We start from the raw sequence: 21,853 nt of genomic DNA, 5'->3' as shown, positions 1-21,853 counted from the left end.
TGATGTATAAAACAGCGATTAATCGTCCTATTACGACCTTGATGTTTGCTTTGGCGATTGTCTTTTTTGGGACTATGGGTTTTAAAAAATTGAGCGTGGCGCTTTTCCCTAAAATTGATCTGCCTACGGTGGTGGTTACTACGACTTATCCTGGGGCTAGCGCTGAAATCATAGAGAGTAAGGTAACCGATAAGATTGAAGAAGCGGTGATGGGGATTGATGGGATCAAAAAGGTTACTTCCACGAGCTCTAAAAATGTGAGTATTGTTGTCATTGAATTTGAGTTAGAAAAGCCTAATGAAGAAGCCTTAAACGATGTGGTTAATAAAATTTCTTCGGTGCGTTTTGATGATTCCAATATTAAAAAACCCTCTATCAATAAATTTGATACCGACAGCCAAGCCATTATTTCATTGTTTGTGAGCAGTTCAAGCGTGCCGGCTACAACCCTTAATGACTACGCCAAAAACACCATTAAACCCATGCTCCAAAAAATCAATGGGGTAGGGGGCGTGCAGCTCAACGGCTTTAGGGAGCGCCAGATTAGGATTTATGCCGATCCCACTTTGATGAATAAATACAACCTGACTTATGCGGATCTTTTCAGCACGCTTAAAGCGGAGAATGTGGAAATTGATGGGGGGCGCATTGTCAATAGCCAAAGGGAATTGTCTATTTTGGTGAATGCGAATAGTTACAGCGTGGCGGATGTGGAAAAGATTCAAGTGGGTAATCATGTGCGTCTTGGCGATATTGCAAAAATTGAAATCGGGTTAGAAGAAGACAACACTTTTGCGAGTTTTAAAGACAAACCCGGTGTGATTTTAGAAATCCAAAAGATTGCCGGAGCGAATGAAATTGAAATCGTAGATAGGGTGTATGAAGCCTTAAAACACATTCAAGCCATTAGCCCTAGCTATGAAATCAGACCCTTTTTAGACACCACGAGCTATATCCGCACCTCTATTGAAGACGTGAAATTTGACCTAGTCTTGGGGGCGATTTTGGCGGTTTTAGTGGTGTTTGCGTTCTTGCGTAACGGCACGATCACTCTCGTTTCAGCGATCTCTATCCCAATTTCTATCATGGGAACTTTTGCGCTCATCCAATGGATGGGCTTTTCATTAAACATGCTCACCATGGTGGCTTTAACGCTAGCGATAGGGATTATCATTGATGATGCGATCGTGGTGATTGAAAACATCCATAAAAAGCTAGAAATGGGCATGAACAAACGAAAAGCAAGCTATGAGGGAGTGAGGGAGATTGGCTTTGCTCTAGTGGCGATTTCAGCGATGCTGCTCTCTGTTTTTGTGCCTATAGGGAACATGAAAGGCATTATTGGGCGCTTTTTCCAAAGCTTTGGGATCACGGTGGCTTTAGCGATCGCTCTCTCGTATGTGGTGGTCGTTACGATTATCCCCATGGTAAGCTCAGTCGTGGTCAATCCCAGGCATTCTCGTTTTTATGTGTGGAGTGAGCCTTTTTTTAAGACTTTAGAGTCTCGTTATACCAGATTGCTCCAATGGGTATTAAACCACAAGCTCATTATCTTTATAGCGGTGGTTTTGGTGTTTGTGGGTTCGCTTTTTGTGGCTTCTAAATTGGGTATGGAGTTCATGCTGAAAGAAGATAGGGGGAGGTTTTTAGTGTGGCTTAAGGCTAAACCGGGCGTGAGCATAGATTACATGACGCAAAAGAGTAAGATCTTTCAAAAAGCGATTGAAAAACATGCTGAAGTGGAATTCACCACCTTGCAAGTGGGTTATGGCACCACACAAAACCCTTTTAAGGCTAAGATTTTTGTGCAGCTCAAGCCTTTAAAAGAGCGTAAAAAAGAGCATGAATTGGGGCAATTTGAGTTGATGAGCGTTTTAAGGAAAGAGTTGAGAAGCTTGCCTGAAGCTAAAGGTTTAGATACTATTAATCTTTCTGAAGTTGCTCTTATAGGGGGCGGTGGGGATAGTTCGCCCTTTCAAACCTTTGTGTTCTCCCATTCTCAAGAAGCGGTGGATAAAAGCGTAGCGAATTTGAAAAAATTCTTATTGGAAAGCCCTGAATTAAAAGGCAAGGTTGAAAGCTATCATACAAGCACGAGCGAATCGCAACCGCAATTGCAACTCAAAATCTTAAGACAAAACGCTAACAAATACGGCGTGAGCGCTCAAACCATTGGATCAGTGGTGAGTTCTGCTTTCTCTGGGACTTCTCAAGCGAGCGTGTTCAAAGAAGATGGTAAAGAATACGACATGATCATTAGAGTGCCTGATGACAAGCGCGTTTCTGTAGAAGACATCAAACGCTTGCAAGTGCGTAACAAATACGATAAATTGATGTTTTTAGACGCTTTAGTGGAAATCACAGAAACTAAAAGCCCGTCTAGTATTTCTCGCTATAACCGCCAACGCAGCGTTACGGTGCTTGCTGAGCCTAATAGGAATGCGGGCGTTTCTTTGGGCGAGATTTTAACGCAAGTGAGCAAAAACACTAAAGAATGGCTGGTTGAAGGAGCGAATTACAGATTTACCGGAGAAGCGGATAACGCTAAAGAGAGTAATGGGGAGTTTTTGATCGCTCTAGCGACAGCGTTTGTGTTGATTTATATGATTTTAGCGGCGTTGTATGAGTCCATTTTAGAGCCTTTTATCATCATGGTTACCATGCCTTTAAGCTTTTCAGGGGCGTTTTTTGCTCTAGGTTTAGTCCATCAGCCTTTGAGCATGTTCTCTATGATAGGCTTGATCTTGCTCATTGGTATGGTGGGTAAAAACGCCACGCTTTTAATTGATGTAGCGAATGAAGAGCGTAAAAAAGGTTTGAATATCCAAGAAGCCATTTTATTTGCCGGCAAAACCCGTCTAAGACCGATTTTAATGACGACCATTGCGATGGTTTGCGGCATGCTGCCTTTAGCGTTGGCGAGTGGGGATGGAGCGGCGATGAAATCCCCTATAGGGATTGCGATGAGTGGGGGCTTAATGATTTCTATGGTGTTAAGCTTACTGATTGTGCCGGTGTTTTATCGTTTGCTCGCTCCCATAGACGATAAAATCAAGCGGTTTTATCAAAACCAAAAAGCTTTAGAATGAAAAAGATTGTTTTCATTTTGGCTCTATGGGTGGGCTTGTTGGGGGCGTTTGAGCCTAAAAAAAGTCATATTTATTTTGGGGCTATGGTGGGTTTAGCCCCCATTAAAATAACCCCAAAACCGGCTAGTGATTCTTCTTATACGGCTTTTTTATGGGGGGCTAAAGGGGGGTATCAATTCGCTTTTTTTAAAGCTTTAGCGTTAAGGGGTGAATTTTCCTACCTTATGGCAATCAAACCCACCGCATTGCACACGATTAACACTTCTTTATTGAGCATGAATGTAGATGTGTTGAGCGATTTTTACACTTACAAAAAATACAGCTTTGGGGTGTATGGGGGGCTTGGGATAGGGTATTTTTATCAAAGTAACCATTTAGGCATGAAAAATAGTTCGTTTATGGGTTATAACGGCTTGTTTAATGTGGGGCTTGGCAGCACGATTGATTACCACCACCGCATAGAGCTTGGGGCTAAAATCCCTTTTTCAAACACCAGAAATTCTTTTAAAAATCCTTATTTTTTAGAGAGCGTTTTTATCCATGCGGCTTATAGTTATGCGTTTTAAAAAAGGTTCCAAATAGCCCAATGATGGCTTCCATTTGCAAGATACGATCCCTATAACCACACAAAGAGATCGCACATTCTTTTTTAATTGTTATAATGGATAAAAAGTATTAGCAAGTATTAGCATGACCGCATGAAAGGGTTTAAAATGATTGATAAAAATGATAAAATAAATTTAAAAAACAAACGCTTTAGTAAAAACCGCTCTTTTAAGGGCATTAAAAAGAAAATCGCTAAAAAATATAAAATCAAAAACTCGCCTTTGACGATTTATTCCTTAAAAATGCATTCAAATTCTTCCGTATCCTTTAACAAAAAAATCTTCTTAGGGCTAGGGTTTGTTTCAGCTTTGAGCGCTCAAAGTGAAGATTATAAGAGTTCGGTGTATTGGCTCAATAGCGTGAATGAAAATAACAGCAACAAATCCTACTATGTCAGCCCTTTACGCACTTGGGCTGGGGGGAGTAGGAGTTTTACGCAAAACTATAATAATAGCAAGTTATACATAGGGACAAAAAACGCTTCCGCAACGCCCAATCATTCTTCTATATGGTTTGGGGAAAAGGGCTATGTAGGTTTTATTACAGGGGTTTTTAAGGCTAGAGACATCTTTATCACAGGGGCTGTTGGATCGGGTAATGAGTTAAAAACCGGCGGAGGGGCGATACTTGTTTTTGAAAGCTCAAACGAATTAAGCACTAATGGGGCTTATTTTCAAAATAACAGAGCCGGGATGCAAACTTCTTGGATCAATTTGATTTCCCATCATAGCGTGAATTTGACAAACACGAATTTTGGCAACCAAACCCCTAATGGGGGCTTTAATGTGATGGGGCGAAAGATCACTTATAATGGCGGGATCGTCAATGGCGGGAATTTTGGCTTTGATAATGTGGATAATAATGGCGCAACCACCATCAGCGGAGTAACTTTCAACAATAACGGCACGCTCACTTATAAGGGGGGGAATGGTATCGGGGGGAGCATCACCTTCACTAACTCTAATATCAATCATTATAAACTCAATCTTAACGCCAATAGCGTTACCTTTAATAACAGCACTCTAGGGAGCATGCCTAATGGCAATATTAATACTATAGGGAATGCCTACATTCTTAATGCAAGCAATATTACTTTTAATAATTTGACCTTTAATGGAGGTTGGTTTGTTTTTAATAGACCTGATGCTCATGTTAATTTTCAAGGCACAACCACGATCAACAACCCCACTTCACCCTTTGTCAATATGAGCGCTAAAGTTACCATTAATCCTAATGCGATTTTTAACATTCAAAATTACACGCCTAGCATAGGGAGCGCTTACACGCTTTTTAACATGAAAAATGGCTCTATCACTTACAATGATGTCAGCGACTTATGGAATACCATCAGGCTTAAAAACACACAAGCCACAAAAGACAACAGCAAAAGCGCCACTTCCAACAACAACACCCACACTTACTATGTAACCTACAATTTAGGCGGCACGCTCTATCATTTTAGACAAATTTTTAGCCCTGATTCTATTGTTTTACAATCTATTTATTATGGCGCGAACAATATTTACTACACCAATAGCGTGAATATCCATGACAATGTCTTTAATTTAAAAAATATTAATGATGATAGAGCTGACACGATTTTCTACCTCAACGGCTTAAACACTTGGAATTACACTAATGCGAGATTTGCTCAAACCTATGGCGGAAAAAACAGCGCTTTAGTCTTTAACGTTACGACCCCTTGGGCTAATGGCAGTATCCCTAAATCTAACAGCACGGTGCGTTTTGGGGGGTATGAGGGAGTCAATTGGGGGAAAACGGGCTATATCACCGGCACTTTCACAGCCGATAGGGTTTATATCACCGGTAACATGATGACTGGTAACGGCGCTCAAACCGGTGGGGGGGCGACTTTGAATTTTGTGGGCACGGCTGAAGTCAATATTGCCGGGGCTACTTTTAAAAACCTAAAAACCACTTCACAAAACTCTTACATGACTTTTATGGCGTTAGGGGATAGCTCTGGGAGCGGCAAGATCAATGTCTCTCAGTCTGATTTTTACGATTGGACGGGTGGAGGATATGATTTTACCGGTAATGGTGCTTTTGATAGCGTGAATTTCAACAAGGCTTATTACAAATTTCAAGGCGCTAAAAATTCTTACACCTTTAAAAACACGAACTTTTTAGCAGGGAATTTTAAATTTCAAGGCACAACCACCGTTGAAAAATCCGTTTTAGATGACGCTTCTTACACTTTTGATGGCGTAAATAACACCTTTAATGAAGATAAGTTTAATGGCGGTTCGTTTAACTTCAACCACGCAGAGCAGACAGACGCTTTTAACAACAACTCGTTTAATGGCGGATCGTTTAATTTCAACGCCAAGCAAGTGGATTTTAATCATAACTCGTTCAATGGGGGGGTGTTTGATTTCAATAACACCCCTAAAGCCAGTTTTACTGATGACACTTTCAATGCGAATAACCAATTTAAAATAAATGGCGCTCAAACAACTTTTACTTTCAATAAGGGCGTTGTTTTCAACATGCAAGGGCTCTTGAGTAGCTTAAGCGTAGGCACGACTTATCAATTGCTTAACGCTAAAAGCGTGGATTATAAAAATAATAACGCTTTGTATCAAATGTTGCGTTGGACGAGCGGGGAAAACCCTAGCGGCACGCTAGTTGATAAGGATCAATCCGTGCCAAGTAGCGCTAAAATTTATAATGTCCAATTCATTGATAACGGCTTGACTTACTACATCAAAGAAAATTTTAATAATGGGATCACGCTCACTCGTTTATGCACTCTAGGCTATACGCATTGCGTGAGTATCAATAATGATGTATTCCATCTTAAAAATATCAATAATAACGCCAGTAACACCGTGTTTTATCTCAACGGCATGACGACTTGGAAGAACGCTGGCACAGGCGTTTTCACGCAAGATTATAGCGGCGCTAACAGCGTTTTAGTGTTCAATCAGACCACCCCTTTTCTTGATGGGGCGAATCCCGCTTCCAATAGCGTGGTGAGTTTTGGGAAAACTTCAGGGGCTGAATGGGGGCTAGTGGGCTATATTCAAGGCGTTTTTAAAGCCAATCAAATTGATATTACTGGCACGATTCGCTCTGGTAACGGCGCTCAAACCGGTGGGGGCGCGACTTTAGTGTTTAACGCTCAAAAGCGTTTGAATATCGCTAACGCTAATTTGAATAACGATAAAGCCGGTTTGCAAGATTCATGGATGAATTTCATTGTCAATAACGGCAACTTGAATGCAACAAACGCAAATTTTAGCAACCAAACTCCGCATGGAGGCTTTAACCTTAAGGCCGATAACATTACTTGGGATAAAGGCTCTGTGAATGGAGGGGGGAATTTTGGCGTGGATAACGCTAGCGCTAACGGAAATGCCGTGATTAAGAATGTTAATTTTAGCGATAACGGCACTTTGATTTATAAAGGGGGTGAAAACAACGCCGGGAATTCCCTGACCCTAGAAAACAACACTTTCAATTCCTATAATATCAACGCCAAAGCGCAAAACCTTATTTTTAATAATAACTCGTTTAATGGCGGGAGCTATTCGTTTAACGACACTAAAAACACCACCTTTAAAGGCACAAATACGCTTATTAATAGCGATCCTTTCAGCCGCCTTCAAGGATCAATCGCTATTGACAATAATAGTGTTTTTAACATTGAAAGGGATTTGACCAACAACACCACCTACACGCTTTTAAGTGGGAATAACATTAAATACAATAATGAAATTTTGGCGGATAACGCTTTTTCAAAAAATTTATGGAATCTGATCCATTATGGTGGCGAACGAGGGACTTTATTAAGAACGGATAATAACACTTTTTTTGTGCAATTCACGCAGAGCAACGGTCAAAAATTTGTTTTTGAAGAAACTTTTAACCCGGGCTCTATCACTTATAGATACCTTACGCTCAACTCTTCGCCTTTCCACACAGAAACTGATTCTAAGGATATTTGGAGTCAAGTGAGGAAGCAATTTGATTTCATTCCAGGGAAAACCCCTGTGTGTGTTGGCGTGTGCTATATCGCACCCTATAAAAATCAAGACCTTATTGGATCTAGCGCTTTTGCGTGGTCGCTGAATTTTGGGGCTACGGTGGTAGGGACTTTGCTTTTAGGGAGCGCTCAAGAAAAGGCTAATGACAATGGCGGATCGATCTGGTTTGGTAAGAATAATTTGCTGTATTTGCATGGCAATTTCAACGCGACTAATATCTTTTTAACGAATAATTTTAATGTCGGCAACCCTAATGCTGGCGGTGGGGCGACGATTAGTTTTAACGCTGATGAAACCTTGAACGCTGACGGGTTGAATTACACGAATTTCCAAACCGTGGCTATGGGCTTACAAACCAGCGCGAGCCAGCATTCTTGGGCGAATTTTAATTCCAGGCTTTCTATGGAGATTAAAAACTCTAACTTTAGGGATTTCACATGGGGAGGCTTTAATTTTAATTCAGGGCGTATCACTTTTGAAAACACCACTTTTAGCGGCTGGACCAATATTAACGGAGCGACTGAGAGCGGCTCATCGTATGTGAATATGGTTGCGAATACGGATTTGGTATTTTCTAATTCCATTTTAGGAGGGGGTATCCGCTATGATTTGAAAGCTAATAACATTATTTTCAATAACTCTCAAATAGTCATTGATGTGTCTAAGAATGTGAATCAGTCTTCATTGAATGGGAATGTTACTTTCAATAATTCCAGGCTTTCAGTCAAGCCCAACGCTGCTATTAATGTTGGGGATAGCCAAACCCAAACGGCTTTAGAAAACGCTTCAAGCCTTTCTTTTTACAACAACAGCGTAGCGAATTTTAACGGCGCAACCGCTTTTAACGGGGTGTCTTATTTGAATTTGAACCCTAACGCTCAAGTCAGCTTCAATCAAGCAAATTTCAATAACGCTAATGTAACCTTTTATGGCATCCCATTATTTGGTAAAACGCCTGATTTTGGCAATTCTGCGCGCCTTATCAATTTCAAAGGGAATACGAATTTTAATCAAGCCACACTCAATTTAAGGGCTAAAAATATCCATATCAATTTCCAAGGGGCTTCCACTTTTGAAAATAACTCTACGATGAATTTGGCTGAAAGTTCTCAAGCGAGCTTCAATACGCTTAGCGTAGAAGGGGAAACAAATTTCAACCTCAACGGCTCAAGCTTGTTGAACTTCAATGGCAACAGCGTTTTTAACGCTCCTGTGAATTTTTACGCTAATAATTCTCAAATTTCTTTCACTAATGTGGCGACTTTTAATTCTGACGCTTCTTTTGATTTAAGCAGCAACAGCACCCTGAATTTTCAAAGCGTTCTTTTAAATGGTGCTTTAAACCTTTTAGGCAATGGCGCTAACGCTCTATCCATTAATGCAAGCGGGAATTTCAGCTTTGGAACTCAAGGGATTTTGAATCTGTCTAATGTGAATTTATTTGATGCAAAAAACAAACCATTAGTTTATAATATTTTACAAGCTCAAAACATTCAGGGTTTAATGGGGAATAACGGCTATGAGAAGATCCGTTTTTATGGCATACAGATTGACAAGGCTGATTACTCGTTTAATAACGGCGTTCATTCTTGGAGTTTCACTAACCCGCTCAATACGACTGAAACGATTACAGAAACCTTGTATAACAACCGCTTGAAAGTGCAGATTTCTCAAAACGGTGCTTCTAATAATACGGTATTTAATCTCACTCCTAGTTTGTATGATTACCAACAAAACCCTTATGATGAAAGCGCGAATTCCTATAATTACACAAGCGATAAGGCTGGCACTTATTATTTGAATAGCAATATCAAAGGTTTTAATCAAAACCATGAAATACCAGGGACTTATAACGCGCAAAACCAACCCTTACAAGCCTTACGCATTTATAATCAGGCTATCACTAAACAAGATTTAAGCGTGATTGCCAGTTTGGGCAAGGAATTTTTGCCTAAAATGGCTAATCTTTTATCTTCAGGGGCTTTAGATCATCTCAATCTCAATAACCCGAATAGTTTTGAAACTCTTTTTGGTATCTTTGAAAAATATGGTATCACTTTAACTCAAGCAAATTGGAAGAGCTTATTGGGTATTATCAATAATTTTTCCAACACGGCTAATTATCATTTATCTCAAGGCAATCTCGTTGTAGGAGCGATCAAAGAGGGGCAAACGAACACTAAAAGCGTAGTATGGTTTGGAGGCGATGGGTATAAAGAGCCATGTGCGGTTGGGGATAACACTTGCCAGATGTTTAGACAGACTAATTTAGGGCAATTGATCCATTCTACCTCGCCTTATTTGGGCTATATTAACGCTAATTTTAGGGCTAAAAACATTTACATTACTGGGACAATTGGCAGCGGGAACGCTTGGGGGAGCGGAGGGAGTGCGAATGTGTCTTTTGAAAGCGGCACTAATTTAGTGCTTAATCAAGCCAATATTGACGCTCAAGGGACCGATAAAATCTTTTCTTATCTGGGGCAAGGTGGCATTGAAAAGCTTTTTGGGGAAAAGGGCTTGGGGAATGTCCTTTCTAATATCATTTATGAAGAGAGTTTGAACAATAACGCTATCCCTAAAGATCTAGCTAACATGATCCCTAAAGATTTTGGATCTAAGACTTTAAGCTCATTGCTTAGCCCTACTGAAGTGAATAATCTCTTAGGCGTGAGCGCTTTTAAAAACGCAATCATGGAAATTTTAAATTCTAAAACGGTGGGCGATGTTTTTGGTGAAAACGGGCTTTTAAACGCTCTAGATCCTATAAAAAGAAAAGAGATCGATCAAATGCTTTTAGAGCAAATCCAAGCCCATTCTTCAGGGTTTGAAAAATTTATTGTTAAAACTTTAGGGATTGAAAATGTAGAGAATTTTATCAATACTTGGTATGGAAAACAAAGCTTGAGTTCTTTTGCCAATAATTTTGTGCCTGGAGGCTTAAATCAAGCCCTTGATAAAATAGGCTCTAACTCTGATGCCAAAGACTTACAGAATTTCTTGGATAAAACGACTTTTGGGGATATTCTCAATCAGATGATCAATCAAGCCCCCTTAATCAATAAGCTCATTTCTTGGCTAGGCCCACAGGATTTGAGCGTGTTGGTGAATATCGCTTTAAATAGCATCACTAACCCTAGCGAAGAGCTGACTAATGTCATTTCTAGCATAGGTGAAAAAGCGTTAAATGACTTGTTAGGCGAAGGTGTAGTGGATAAAATCATGAGCAATCAAGTCTTAGGGCAAATGATCAATAAAATCATCGCTGATAAGGGCTTTGGAGGCGTTTATCATCAAGGTTTGGGATCCATACTGCCTCAATCCTTACAAGATGAATTGAAACAATTGGGCATGGGCTCTTTGCTCAAACCTAAAGGCTTGCACAATCTTTGGCAAAAAGGGAATTTTAATTTCGTGGCTAAAAACCATGTGTTTATAAACAACAGCTCGTTCAATAACGCCACAGGGGGGGAATTGAATTTTGTAGCGGGCAAGTCCATTATCTTTAACGGGAAAAATACGATCAATTTCACGCAATATCAGGGCAGGCTTTCTTTTGTTTCTAAAGATTTTTCTAACATTTCACTAGATACCTTAAACGCTACCAACGGCTTAACGCTGAATGCTCCTAAAAATGACATTAGCGTTCAAAAAGGTCAGATTTGCGTGAATGTTTTAAATTGCATGAGCGAGAAAAAAGCTAATCCTTCAACTTCAAGCGCTCCAACCGATGAAACTTTAGAAGTGAATGCGAATAATTTTGCTTTCTTAGGAACAATTAAAGCGAACGGCTTAGTGGATTTTTCAAAAGTCTTACAAAATACTACGATCGGAACTTTGGATTTAGGGGCGAACGCCACTTTTAAAGCCAACAACTTGATCGTGAATAACGCTTTTAACAACAACTCTAATCATAGGGCTGATATCAGCGGTAATCTCAATGTGGTAAAAGGAGCGGCTCTCAGCACGAATGAAAATGGTTTGAATGTGGGGGGCGATTTCAAGAGCGAAGGGCCATTGACTTTCAATCTCAAGCACCCAACTGATAAAACGATACTGAGCGTAACTAACACTTCTACGATCATGTCTTACAACAATCAGGCTTTAATCAATTTTAATACTCAACTCAAGCAAGGCGCTTACACGCTTATGGATGCTAAACGCATGCTTTATGGCTATGACAATCAAATCATTCGTGGAGGGAGCTTGAGCGATTACCTCAAACTCTACACTTTGATTGACTTTAATGGCAAACGCATGCAATTAAATGGCGATTCGTTAAGCTATGACAACCAACCGGTCAATATTAAAGATGGGGGTCTTGTGGTAAGCTTTAAAGATAATCAAGGGCAAATGGTGTATTCATCTATCCTTTATGATAAGGTTCAGGTCACTGTTTCAGAGAAACCCATGGATATTCATGCACCTAGTTTGGAATACTATATCCAACACATTCAAGGCAGTGCCGGTTTGAATGCGATCAAATCTGCAGGCATTAATTCCCTTATATGGCTGAATGCGCTTTTTGTGGCTAAAGGAGGTAATCCCTTGTTCGCACCTTACTATTTGCAAGACACGCCCACCAAACACATTGTGACTTTAATGGAAGATGTGAGCAGCGCTTTAGGCATGCTCACTAAACCCAGTCTCAAAAACAACTCCACCGATGTTTTGCAACTCAACACTTACACGCAACAAATGGGCCGTTTAGCCAAGCTTTCTAATTTCGCTTCCTTTGATTCAACGGATTTTAGCGAACGCTTGAGCAGCCTTAAAAACCAAAGATTTGCCGATGCAATCCCTAACGCGATGGATGTGATTTTAAAATATTCTCAAAGGAATAAATTAAAAAACAACCTTTGGGCAACCGGCGTTGGGGGTGTGAGCTTTGTGGGAAATGGCACAGGAACGCTCTATGGTGTCAATGTGGGCTATGACAGATTCATTAAGGGTGTGATTGTTGGAGGGTATGCGGCTTATGGGTATAGCGGGTTTTATGAACGCATCACTAGTTCTAAATCGGATAATGTGAATGTGGGCTTGTATGCGAGGGCTTTCATTAAAAAGAGCGAGCTGACCTTTAGCGTCAATGAAACTTGGGGGGCTAATAAAACCCAAATCAGTTCCGCCGACACTTTGCTTTCTATGATCAATCAGTCTTATAAATACAGCACATGGACGACGAACGCGAGAGTCAATTACGGGTATGATTTCATGTTTAAAAACAAGAGCGTGATTATCAAGCCTCAAATTAGCCTAGGGTATTACTATATCGGCATGACCGGTTTAGATGGGGTGATGGATAACGCACTCTATAACCAGTTTAAAGCGAACGCGGATCCATCTAAAAAATCCGTTTTAACGATTGATTTTGCTTTTGAGAACCGCCATTATTTTAACACAAACTCTTATTTTTATGCGATTGGCGGCATTGGTAGGGATCTATTGGTGCGATCAATGGGAGATAAATTGGTGCGTTTCATTGGCGATAACACTTTGAGTTACAGAAAGGGCGAGCTTTATAACACCTTTGCGAGCATCACTACAGGCGGGGAAGTGAGGTTGTTTAAAAGCTTTTATATGAACGCTGGGGTGGGGGCTAGGTTTGGATTGGATTACAAAATGATCAATATCACCGGAAACATTGGAATGCGTCTAGCGTTTTAAAAGTGGGGGGCTTACTCCTTTCTGAGCCATTAAATAAATCAATGGTGGGATTAAGTATTTAACGCATGCGTTCTTTTGGTGTTAGTAACATGCGATTAGCGCTTAGTAAAAATAAAATAATGCCACCAATAATGAAAAATGTTGAAGTTGCTAAAACCAGTATAGTATCAATCCCTTGAAAAGCTTTGATTAGAAGTTGATTAAGGTAGTAAAAAATAGATGTTTTGATAAATAATTGACCAATATTAGGTAGGTATTCTAAAGGAACAAAAACATTACAAGACATTAGTGCATAGAGATTGATGATATTACAAAATCCTAAGATGCTTTGTTCGTTTTGAAAAATTCTAGCTACAAAAATTGCCAAGCAAAAACAAAACAATGCGCTTGAAAAAACACTAACAAACCCCAAAATAAGCGCTTTAAAATTAAGAATAGTGATGATATTGAGCGCATAAAAAGAGAGAACAATAAAGATAAAAGCATATAGGATTACAACGATTAGTCTTGAAGCGATTAATGCTAGAGTTATTTGTTTGAAAGTTGCTGGTGATAGCATGTAGAACAAGAATATATTATGCGATCTAGAGCTTGTTATAGCTTGAGCGAGACCAAAGATCGCGCTAGAAATAATAAGGAGTCCCATTAGACCTATAATATTATTAAAGTAAAAAATTTCAGTGGTATTTTTTGAAAAAACAAAAATCAGTAATAGGAGCATTAAAATAGGATAAATAAAAGTTCAAAATAGCGCGCTTGTATTGGTGAGATAAAATTTGATTTCAAGTTTTAGGATAGATAGAATTGCTCCCACTAAATATCCTTTAGTAATGCTAATAAGTCTTTTGTGGTTGGTTTTTCTTTAAAGTTAAAAGTTTTAGCTACAGATTTTAATATAGAATTTAAAGGTTTGTATTGAGCAATGTTGCCATTCTTAAGGAGCAATACCCATTCGCAACTATCTAAGACAATAGGATCATGAGTGGCGATGATACTTGTAAGTTGTTGGGTGTTGCGCAAGCTTATGAGATTTGATAGTCTTATAAGAGTGTTTTGCTCTAAACTAGTTTCTGGTTCATCCATAATAATTAATTGGGGGTGGTGGATAAGAGCTAAGTCAATCTTTAAGCGCTGTTTTTGTCCATCGCTTAGGTGTTCGTAGGTTTTATTCAAAAGATTTTTTTCAAATAGATTTGGAGTGCAGTTTTTGTGAAAAAATTGATAGAATTTAAAAAGGTCGTTTGCGTTTAATCCAGGTGGATAGTTGAATAGGTTAGAGACAACTCCCAATTGTTTGCGTTGTGGTATAACATTGTCGTGGTATGGAATATTATTGTTTTGTGCTTTAAAATTATAGTCTGATCTAATGCCTAGAATAGTGTTGATAAGCGTTGATTTTCCAGCGCCATTTGTGCCAATAATGGCTGTGCTAGTATGATTTTTAAATGAAAAATCTTGTATATTTAAAGCGTTTTTAAACATGGTTTTTGGGTGTATGCTGATGTTAGAAATCATAAAATCCCCTTTGCATAAAATCCCTTTTGATAGAAACGATTTAAAATCCCATCTAAGGTCATTGTATTCAAATGATGGTTTGATTTAGCGTAGCGTTGCTGAAAAATTAACCAATCTTTGTTAAAACGAGCCAAAAGCGTTACTAATAGATACGCTTAACCGCATGAAACGATTTTAAAAAGCGTTCCAACTCCAAAAAACAGACAAAGCCAAAGCTTTAAATAAGAAAGACCCTAAAAAACCAACGGAGTTTTTGATTTTTCATTATCAAAACCCCAAATACCCTCTTATTTTTTGTCCGTTATTGGTTTTATGGGTGTTTTAACATGTAAAATTCCAACGCTTTTTCAAAGAGGAGCGAGCGGTTAGAAAAACCTTTCTCTTTCATGTATTCATCCACTTTAGCCATAAAACTGGGCGAGAGTAAAACGCTATGATTAATCCTTCGCTCTTTACTTGTTTTTTCTTCGTATTCTATCTCTTCTATTTCAGCTAACAAACTGGGCGAGAGCGAAATGTTAAAACTGCTCCTTCGTTCGCTACTCACTTTTATTTCTGCTTCTAATTCGGCTAATTCGGTTAGCAACTTTTTGCGTTTGGCTTGTAAAGCCTGAATGGTTGTGTGTGCTTTATGGTGTTCCATTATTGTTCCTTAAAATATCTTTATTTTTCGCATTCTACTATAAAATAGGATTTTGTGAGTAAATTCATTAAGAATGAAAATTGGAATTTTTCTTTAGAATTTAACTAGATATTTGATTTTAATTTTAATCCAATTCTTTAAGGCGCTTTAATAATTCTTCTTCATTCAAAACGCTCACGCCATGTTTTTTTGCTAGAGCGAGTTTTGAGCCGGCGTTTTCTCCAACGATTAAAAAATCGGTTTTAGTGCTCACGCTTGAAGAAATTTTTGCCCCTAAATTTTCTAACATTTGAGCGTATTCTTGCCGTGGTTTAGAAAGCGTGCCGGTTAAAACAATCGTTTTATCACTGAAAACAGAAGAGCTTTTTTGCTTTTCTTCAGCCATATCGCTACTTTTAGGGTTTAATAAATCAAATAACGATCGGATAAATCCCTGATTGCTCGCATAAAAATTGACTAAAGAACGCGCCATTTCCACCCCAAAGCCTTCCATTTCTAAAAACTCAGCTTCGCTTTTTTCTAACACATGTAAGCCGTATTTGGCTAGCGTTTTACTCGCTCCCTTACCGATATGCTCAATCCCTAAAGCGTTGATCAAACGCCATAAAGGAGGGTTTTTGCTCTTTTGAATAGCGTCTAATAGATTTTGAGCTTTTTTGATTTTGAATTTGTCTAGCCGCATTAAATCTTCCAATTTTAAAGCATACAAATCTAGGGCGTTAACAATGAGTTTTTCTTCAAAAAGTTGCTCTATGACTTTATCGCCCAAGCCTTGAATATTTAAAGCGTCTTTAGAAGCAAAATGAATCAAGCTTTCTTTCAACCTTGCCGGACAATTAAGGTTTTGACAATAAGTAAAAATCTCTTCGCATAAAAGCTCATGCGAACATATGGGGCAAACTTTGGGGCACATGATTTTTTGTTGCGAGCCGTCTCTATAAGTTTCTAAAGGCTTGATGATTTTAGGGATCACATCGCCGCTTCTAATGACGACCACCCTATCATTGAGCATGATATTCTTTTTTTCAATTTCAGAGTAATTGTGCAAGGTCGCTCTATTAACCATAGCCCCAGCAATTTCTACAGGCTCTAAAAGAGCGACCGGGGTTATCGCCCCACTGCGCCCCACTTGGTTAATGACTCCTACAATTTTGGTGTGTTTTTCTAGAGCCGGGAATTTATAAGCGCAGGCGAATTTAGGGGATTTTTGCGTGTAGCCTAGCTCCTTTTGAATATCCAATTCATTCACAACGATCACCATGCCGTCTAAAAGGGCAAAAAAGCCCTCCCTTTCTTTAATCAGGGTGTGGTAATTGTCTTCTATTTCTTGGTGGTTTTTGTTTAGGTTTAAGTATTGAATGGCGCTAAAACCTAACGAGACGATAAAATCCAAACACTCCTTAAAGCTTAAAAAATTTAAAGAATGCTTGCCCACGCCCCAAGGGATGAATTGCAATTTACGCTTTTTAGTGATTTCGCTATCAAGCTGCCTCAAACTCCCTGATGCGGCATTTCTGGGGTTAGCGAATAGGGGCTCGTTAGCGTTTAAGCGCTCTTTATTCAAAGCGTCAAAATCCTTTTTAGAAATGATCACTTCGCCCCTGATTTCTATTTCTCCATCATAAGCGATAGAATGGGGGATATTAGCGATGTGTTTGGCGTTGTGGGTAACAAGCTCTCCTTCTAAGCCATTACCCCTAGTGGTCGCACTCACTAGCTTGCCATGGTGATACAAAAGATTGAGCGAAACCCCATCAAGTTTGGGCGAGCACACGAACGAAGTGCTAGGATAGGCTTTTAAAATGCGTTGCAACCACGCTTGCAATTCGTTTTGATTGAACACATCATCTAAGCTCCACATCCGCATTAAATGGGGGTTTTTATTGAACGAATTGGGGGTAGTAGCCCCCACTTTTTGGGTAGGAGAATTGGCTTGAATGCTATTAGGGTTTTTTTCTTCATAAGCTTTTAATTCTTGATAAAGTTCATCATAGACCGCATCGCTTACGATTGACTCATCAAGGTTGTAATAATGGTGCGATAGCGTGTTTAAGTATTCAATTCTTTCTAAATATTCTTTTTGGCTTTTTATCATTTTTGTAAAAACCTTTTAAACTAAATTAGGGTAGTATTATAACATTTAATCTTTGATAGGGCTTTAGGGGAAAATAGGTGGTAAGAGATATTGACAAAACGACTTCGTTGCACTTAAATAATGAAGCGCAATTTCTGTGCTTTAGATTAGATGCAGAAAAAGACGCCCAACTTTATGGCATGAATATTTTTAAGATCCGAGAAATCATCCATTATGACGGAGAGGTTACAGAGATTCTTGGGGGGAGCGATGGTATGATGCTCGGGTTTCTTAGCGTTAGGGGCGAATCCATTCCTTTAGTGGATGTGAAAAGGTGGTTGCATTATAACGCTAGTGATAAAAGTCGTGATTTAACAGAATGCAGCGTTAAAGATGACCATAATTTGGTGGTTGTGTGCCATTTTTCTAACCATTCCATCGCTCTAAAGGTTTTAAAAATTGAAAAAATCATTCATAAAAATTGGACTGAGATTAGTGCCGGGGACAAACAAGGCATTAATGAAGAGGGTAAGCTTAGCGCTATCACCCGTTTTGATGAAGAACGAGTGGTGCAGATCTTAGACGTGGAAAAGATGGTTAGCGATGTTTTCCCTAGCTTGAAAGATTTAGACGATTTGACTTTGCGTTGCATAGAAGCCATTCAAAGCCAAAAACTCATTTTAATCGCTGAAGACTCCTTGAGCGCTCTTAAAACCCTAGAAAAAATCGTTCAAACTTTAGAATTGCGTTATTTAGCCTTTCCAAACGGGAGAGAATTGTTGGATTATTTGTATGAAAAAGAACATTACCAACAAGTCGGCGTGGTCATTACGGATTTAGAAATGCCTATTATTTCAGGGTTTGAAGTGTTAAAAACCATTAAAGCTGATAGCAGAACCGAACACATTCCTGTGATTATCAATTCGTCCATGAGCAGCGATTCTAACCGCCAATTAGCCCAATCTTTAGAAGCGGATGGTTTTGTGGTAAAATCTAACATTCTTGAAATCCATGAAATGCTTAAAAAAACGCTTTCATAAATTTAATTTTTGTTTTAATTTAAAGGGATAAAACATGCGAAGTCATTTCTGTGCAGAAATTAGTGAAAAAGATGTGGGTAAAACCATCAAAGTGGCCGGGTGGTGTAACACTTATAGAGACCATGGAGGCGTGGTTTTTATTGATTTAAGGGATAAAAGCGGTTTAGTGCAACTAGTCTGTGATCCTAGCTCTAAGGCTTATGAAAAGGCTTTAGAAGTTAGGAGTGAATTTGTGCTAGTGGCTAAAGGAAAAGCGCGTTTAAGAGGGCCTGGTTTAGAAAACCCTAAACTAAAAACCGGTAAAATTGAAATTGTTTTAGAAGAGTTAGTCATTGAAAATAAAAGCGCTACCCCGCCGATTGAAATTGGCAATAAAAATGTGAATGAAGATTTGCGCTTGAAATACCGCTATTTGGATTTGCGCTCTTTGAATGCTTATGAAATCTTTAAATTGCGCAGCGAAGTGGCTTTAACCGCTCGTAACGCTTTAGCTCAAAAGGGCTTTTTAGAGATTGAAACCCCCATTTTGTCCAAAACCACGCCTGAGGGGGCTAGGGATTATTTAGTGCCAAGCAGGGTGCATGAGGGCGAATTTTTCGCGCTCCCTCAAAGCCCGCAATTGTTCAAACAGCTCTTAATGGTGGGGGGAATGGACAGGTATTTTCAAATCGCTCGTTGCTTTAGAGATGAAGATCTAAGAGCGGACAGGCAGCCAGAATTCACCCAGATTGATGCGGAAATGAGTTTTTGTGATGAAAATGATGTGATGGGCGTGGTGGAAGATTTGTTGCAAGAGATTTTTAAAGCGATTGGGCATGATATTTCTAAACCTTTTAAACGCATGCCTTATAAGGAAGCGATGGAAAATTACGGGAGCGATAAGCCGGATTTACGCTTTGAATTGCCTTTAATAGAAGTGGGGGATTGTTTTATAGACAGCTCAAACGCTATTTTTTCTAATATCGCGCAAGATTTTAAAAACAAACGCATTAAAGCTTTGAACGTTAAGGGGGCTGATGCGGTTTTTAGCCGCAGCGTTTTAAAAGAATTAGAAGAATTTGTACGCCAATTTGGGGCTCAAGGCTTAGCGTATTTGCAAATTAAAGAAGATGGGATTAAAGGGCCTTTAGTTAAATTTTTGAGCGAAAAGGGGCTTAAGAATATTTTAAAAAAAACTGGTGCAAAAACTGGGGATATTGTCTTTTTTGGGGCCGGGGATAAAAAAATCGTGTTAGATTACATGGGGCGTTTGCGCTTGAAGGTGGCTGAAACGCTTGATTTGATTGATAAAGACGCTTTGAATTTCTTATGGGTAGTCAATTTCCCCATGTTTGAAAAAACCGAAAACGGCTATCATGCCGCGCACCACCCTTTTACGATGCCTAAAAATATAGAATGCGAAGATATAGAAGAGATTGAAGCGCATGCGTATGATGTGGTGCTTAATGGCGTGGAGCTTGGTGGGGGGAGCATTAGGATTCATAAAGAAGAAATGCAAAAAAAAGTCTTTGAAAAAATCAATATCCATGAAGAGGAAGCGCAAAAGAAATTTGGCTTTTTACTGGAAGCGCTAAAGTTTGGCGCTCCTCCTCATGGGGGCTTTGCGATAGGCTTTGATCGCTTGATCATGCTAATGACTAAATCCAATAGTATTAGAGATGTGATCGCTTTCCCTAAAACGCAAAAAGCTTCATGTTTATTGACTGACGCTCCTAGCCCCATTAATGAAGAGCAACTGAGAGAATTACACATTCGCTTGAGAAAATAATTTGAAAGGATAAGATATGAAACAACTATTTTTGATTATTGGAGCCCCAGGGAGTGGTAAAACCACTGATGCAGAGCTTATCGCTAAGAATAACAGCGGAAAAATCGCTCATTTTTCTACCGGGGATTTACTAAGGGCTGAGAGCGCTAAAAAGACTGAGCGAGGCTTATTGATTGAGAAATTCACTTCTCAAGGCGAATTAGTGCCTTTAGAAATTGTGGTAGAAACGATCCTTTCAGCGATTAAAAGCTCTAGTAAAGGGATCATTTTAATTGATGGCTATCCTAGGAGCGTGGAACAAATGCAGGCTTTGGATAAGGAATTGAACGCGCAAAGCGAAGTGGTTTTAAAAAGCGTGATTGAAGTAAAAGTGAGTGAAAACACCGCTAAAGAAAGGGTTTTAGGGCGCTCTAGGGGGGCTGATGACAATGAAAGGGTGTTTCATAACCGCATGCGGGTGTTTTTGGATCCGTTGGGTGAGATCCAAAATTTTTACAAAAATAAAAAGGTGTATAAAGCGATCAACGGCGAAAGAAGCATTGAAGAAATCGTGCATGAAATGCAAGAATACATCTTGTCTTTTGGGAATTAAAATGTGCTCCAAAGAGAATGAGCTGTGATTGGTGTCTATATCATTTCTTTAAAAGAAAGTCAAAGGCGTTTGGATACTGAAAAACTCGTTTTAGAATCCAATGAAAAGTTTAAAGGCCGTTGTGTTTTTCAAATCTTTGACGCTATTAGCCCTAAACACGAAGATTTTGAAAAATTCGTTCAAGAGCTTTATGATTCTTCAAGTATGTTAAAATCCGATTGGTTCCATTCTGATTATTGTTATCAAGAATTATTGCCCCAAGAATTTGGGTGCTATTTAAGCCATTATCTTTTGTGGAAAGAATGCGTCAAAACAAACCAACCGGTCGTCATTTTAGAAGATGATGTAGCGCTAGAGCCTAATTTCATGCAAGCTTTAGAAGATTGCTTGAAAAGCCCTTTTGATTTTGTGAGACTCTATGGGCATTATTGGGGAGGCCATAAAACCAATTTGTGCGCTCTCCCTATTTATACAGAGAATGAAAATGAAGAGGTTGAAGCGCCTATGGAAAATCATGCAGAGACCGAAGCGTCTATTGAAAAAACACCTACTGAAAACCATGAAGTTACCCCCCCCCCCCCCCACCCCCAAAAAATGCACAACAAGATTTTTTTATTGAACACAAAAAAAACCCCAACAAAACAATGGAGCTATGCAACAAAAACACACAAAAACAACCTTCTATACCAGTAACTTTTATAAAAATAAAAAAAAAACAAAAACACATAACAGTAAAAATTATAACTCAGAAAAAAATGTAAAAAAAAAATCACGCAAAAAAAAAAACACACAACCCCGCCGCCATAACCCACGACGACCCCGCCCCACCCCACCCGTGAGAGCGCTCGG

General features: G+C 39.2%; 9 protein-coding genes and 2 pseudogenes. 7 read left to right on the top strand and 4 right to left on the bottom strand.

The window, feature by feature from the left end; all coding sequences use genetic code 11:
- Positions 1-2 precede the first annotated feature (2 nt).
- From hefC to FIM44_RS06805, 3 genes are all read left to right on the top strand, one after another.
- Positions 3-3,089 carry an efflux RND transporter permease subunit HefC gene (gene hefC / locus FIM44_RS06815; protein WP_140579517.1) on the top strand — a complete coding sequence of 1,029 codons (3,087 nt, stop codon included), beginning with the start codon at positions 3-5 and terminating at the stop codon, positions 3,087-3,089.
- Positions 3,086-3,655, top strand: coding sequence for an outer membrane beta-barrel protein (locus tag FIM44_RS06810; RefSeq protein WP_140579516.1), 570 nt, complete (start codon positions 3,086-3,088; stop codon positions 3,653-3,655). The genes hefC and FIM44_RS06810 overlap by 4 nt, the downstream gene beginning before the upstream one ends.
- A 147-nt stretch (positions 3,656-3,802) precedes the next feature.
- On the top strand, positions 3,803-13,372 hold the full coding sequence (locus tag FIM44_RS06805; RefSeq protein WP_140579515.1) for a vacuolating cytotoxin domain-containing protein: 9,570 nt from the start codon (positions 3,803-3,805) through the stop codon (positions 13,370-13,372).
- Positions 13,373-13,430: 58 nt separating this feature from the next.
- On the opposite strand, the pseudogene FIM44_RS06800 reads toward FIM44_RS06805, so the two are convergent.
- The 4 genes and pseudogenes from FIM44_RS06800 to ligA all read right to left on the bottom strand — a co-directional run bounded on the left by FIM44_RS06800 (position 13,431) and on the right by ligA (position 17,625).
- Positions 13,431-14,186, bottom strand: a pseudogene (locus FIM44_RS06800) (ABC transporter permease).
- Entirely contained in the window at positions 14,186-14,887 is a 702-nt protein-coding gene (locus FIM44_RS06795) for an ATP-binding cassette domain-containing protein (protein ID WP_140579514.1), read from the bottom strand. The pseudogene FIM44_RS06800 and the gene FIM44_RS06795 overlap by 1 nt, the downstream one beginning before the upstream one ends.
- 310 nt (positions 14,888-15,197) lie before the next feature.
- Positions 15,198-15,530 carry a ribbon-helix-helix domain-containing protein gene (locus FIM44_RS06790; protein WP_000399905.1) on the bottom strand — a complete coding sequence of 111 codons (333 nt, stop codon included), beginning with the start codon at positions 15,528-15,530 and terminating at the stop codon, positions 15,198-15,200.
- A gap of 124 nt (positions 15,531-15,654) precedes the next feature.
- Complete coding sequence (gene ligA, locus FIM44_RS06785) at positions 15,655-17,625, bottom strand: NAD-dependent DNA ligase LigA (RefSeq protein WP_140579513.1); 1,971 nt, start codon at positions 17,623-17,625, stop codon at positions 15,655-15,657.
- Positions 17,626-17,702: 77 nt separating this feature from the next.
- Between ligA and FIM44_RS06780 the strand changes: the two genes are divergently transcribed.
- From FIM44_RS06780 to FIM44_RS06765, 4 genes and pseudogenes are all read left to right on the top strand, one after another.
- Complete coding sequence (locus tag FIM44_RS06780; protein ID WP_140579512.1) at positions 17,703-18,644, top strand: chemotaxis protein; 942 nt, start codon at positions 17,703-17,705, stop codon at positions 18,642-18,644.
- Positions 18,645-18,678: 34 nt separating this feature from the next.
- Positions 18,679-20,412 (top strand): aspartate--tRNA ligase, encoded by a 1,734-nt coding sequence (aspS, locus tag FIM44_RS06775; RefSeq protein ID WP_140579511.1) that lies wholly within the window; start codon positions 18,679-18,681, stop codon positions 20,410-20,412.
- A gap of 16 nt (positions 20,413-20,428) precedes the next feature.
- Entirely contained in the window at positions 20,429-21,004 is a 576-nt protein-coding gene (locus tag FIM44_RS06770) for an adenylate kinase (RefSeq protein WP_140579510.1), read from the top strand.
- A gap of 24 nt (positions 21,005-21,028) precedes the next feature.
- A pseudogene (locus tag FIM44_RS06765) lies at positions 21,029-21,762 on the top strand (glycosyltransferase family 25 protein); the annotation flags it as partial.
- Between the last annotated feature and the right edge of the window lie 91 nt (positions 21,763-21,853).

Origin of the sequence: Helicobacter pylori, from assembly GCF_006440215.1 — a bacterium.
Taxonomy (GTDB): Bacteria; Campylobacterota; Campylobacteria; order Campylobacterales; family Helicobacteraceae; genus Helicobacter; species Helicobacter pylori_CS.
The sequence above is the reverse complement of the archived record's forward strand: the minus strand, read 5'-3'. Positions and strand labels throughout refer to the sequence as shown.

Bases quoted from the DNA above. Each gene is read 5' to 3' on its own strand.
- hefC (WP_140579517.1), top strand. From the start codon at position 3: ATGTATAAAACAGCGATTAATCGTCCTATTACGACCTTGATGTTTGCT.
- FIM44_RS06810 (WP_140579516.1), top strand. From the start codon at position 3,086: ATGAAAAAGATTGTTTTCATTTTGGCTCTATGGGTGGGCTTGTTGGGG.
- FIM44_RS06805 (WP_140579515.1), top strand. From the start codon at position 3,803: ATGATTGATAAAAATGATAAAATAAATTTAAAAAACAAACGCTTTAGT.
- FIM44_RS06795 (WP_140579514.1), bottom strand. From the start codon at position 14,887: ATGATTTCTAACATCAGCATACACCCAAAAACCATGTTTAAAAACGCT.
- FIM44_RS06790 (WP_000399905.1), bottom strand. From the start codon at position 15,530: ATGGAACACCATAAAGCACACACAACCATTCAGGCTTTACAAGCCAAA.
- ligA (WP_140579513.1), bottom strand. From the start codon at position 17,625: ATGATAAAAAGCCAAAAAGAATATTTAGAAAGAATTGAATACTTAAAC.
- aspS (WP_140579511.1), top strand. From the start codon at position 18,679: ATGCGAAGTCATTTCTGTGCAGAAATTAGTGAAAAAGATGTGGGTAAA.
- FIM44_RS06770 (WP_140579510.1), top strand. From the start codon at position 20,429: ATGAAACAACTATTTTTGATTATTGGAGCCCCAGGGAGTGGTAAAACC.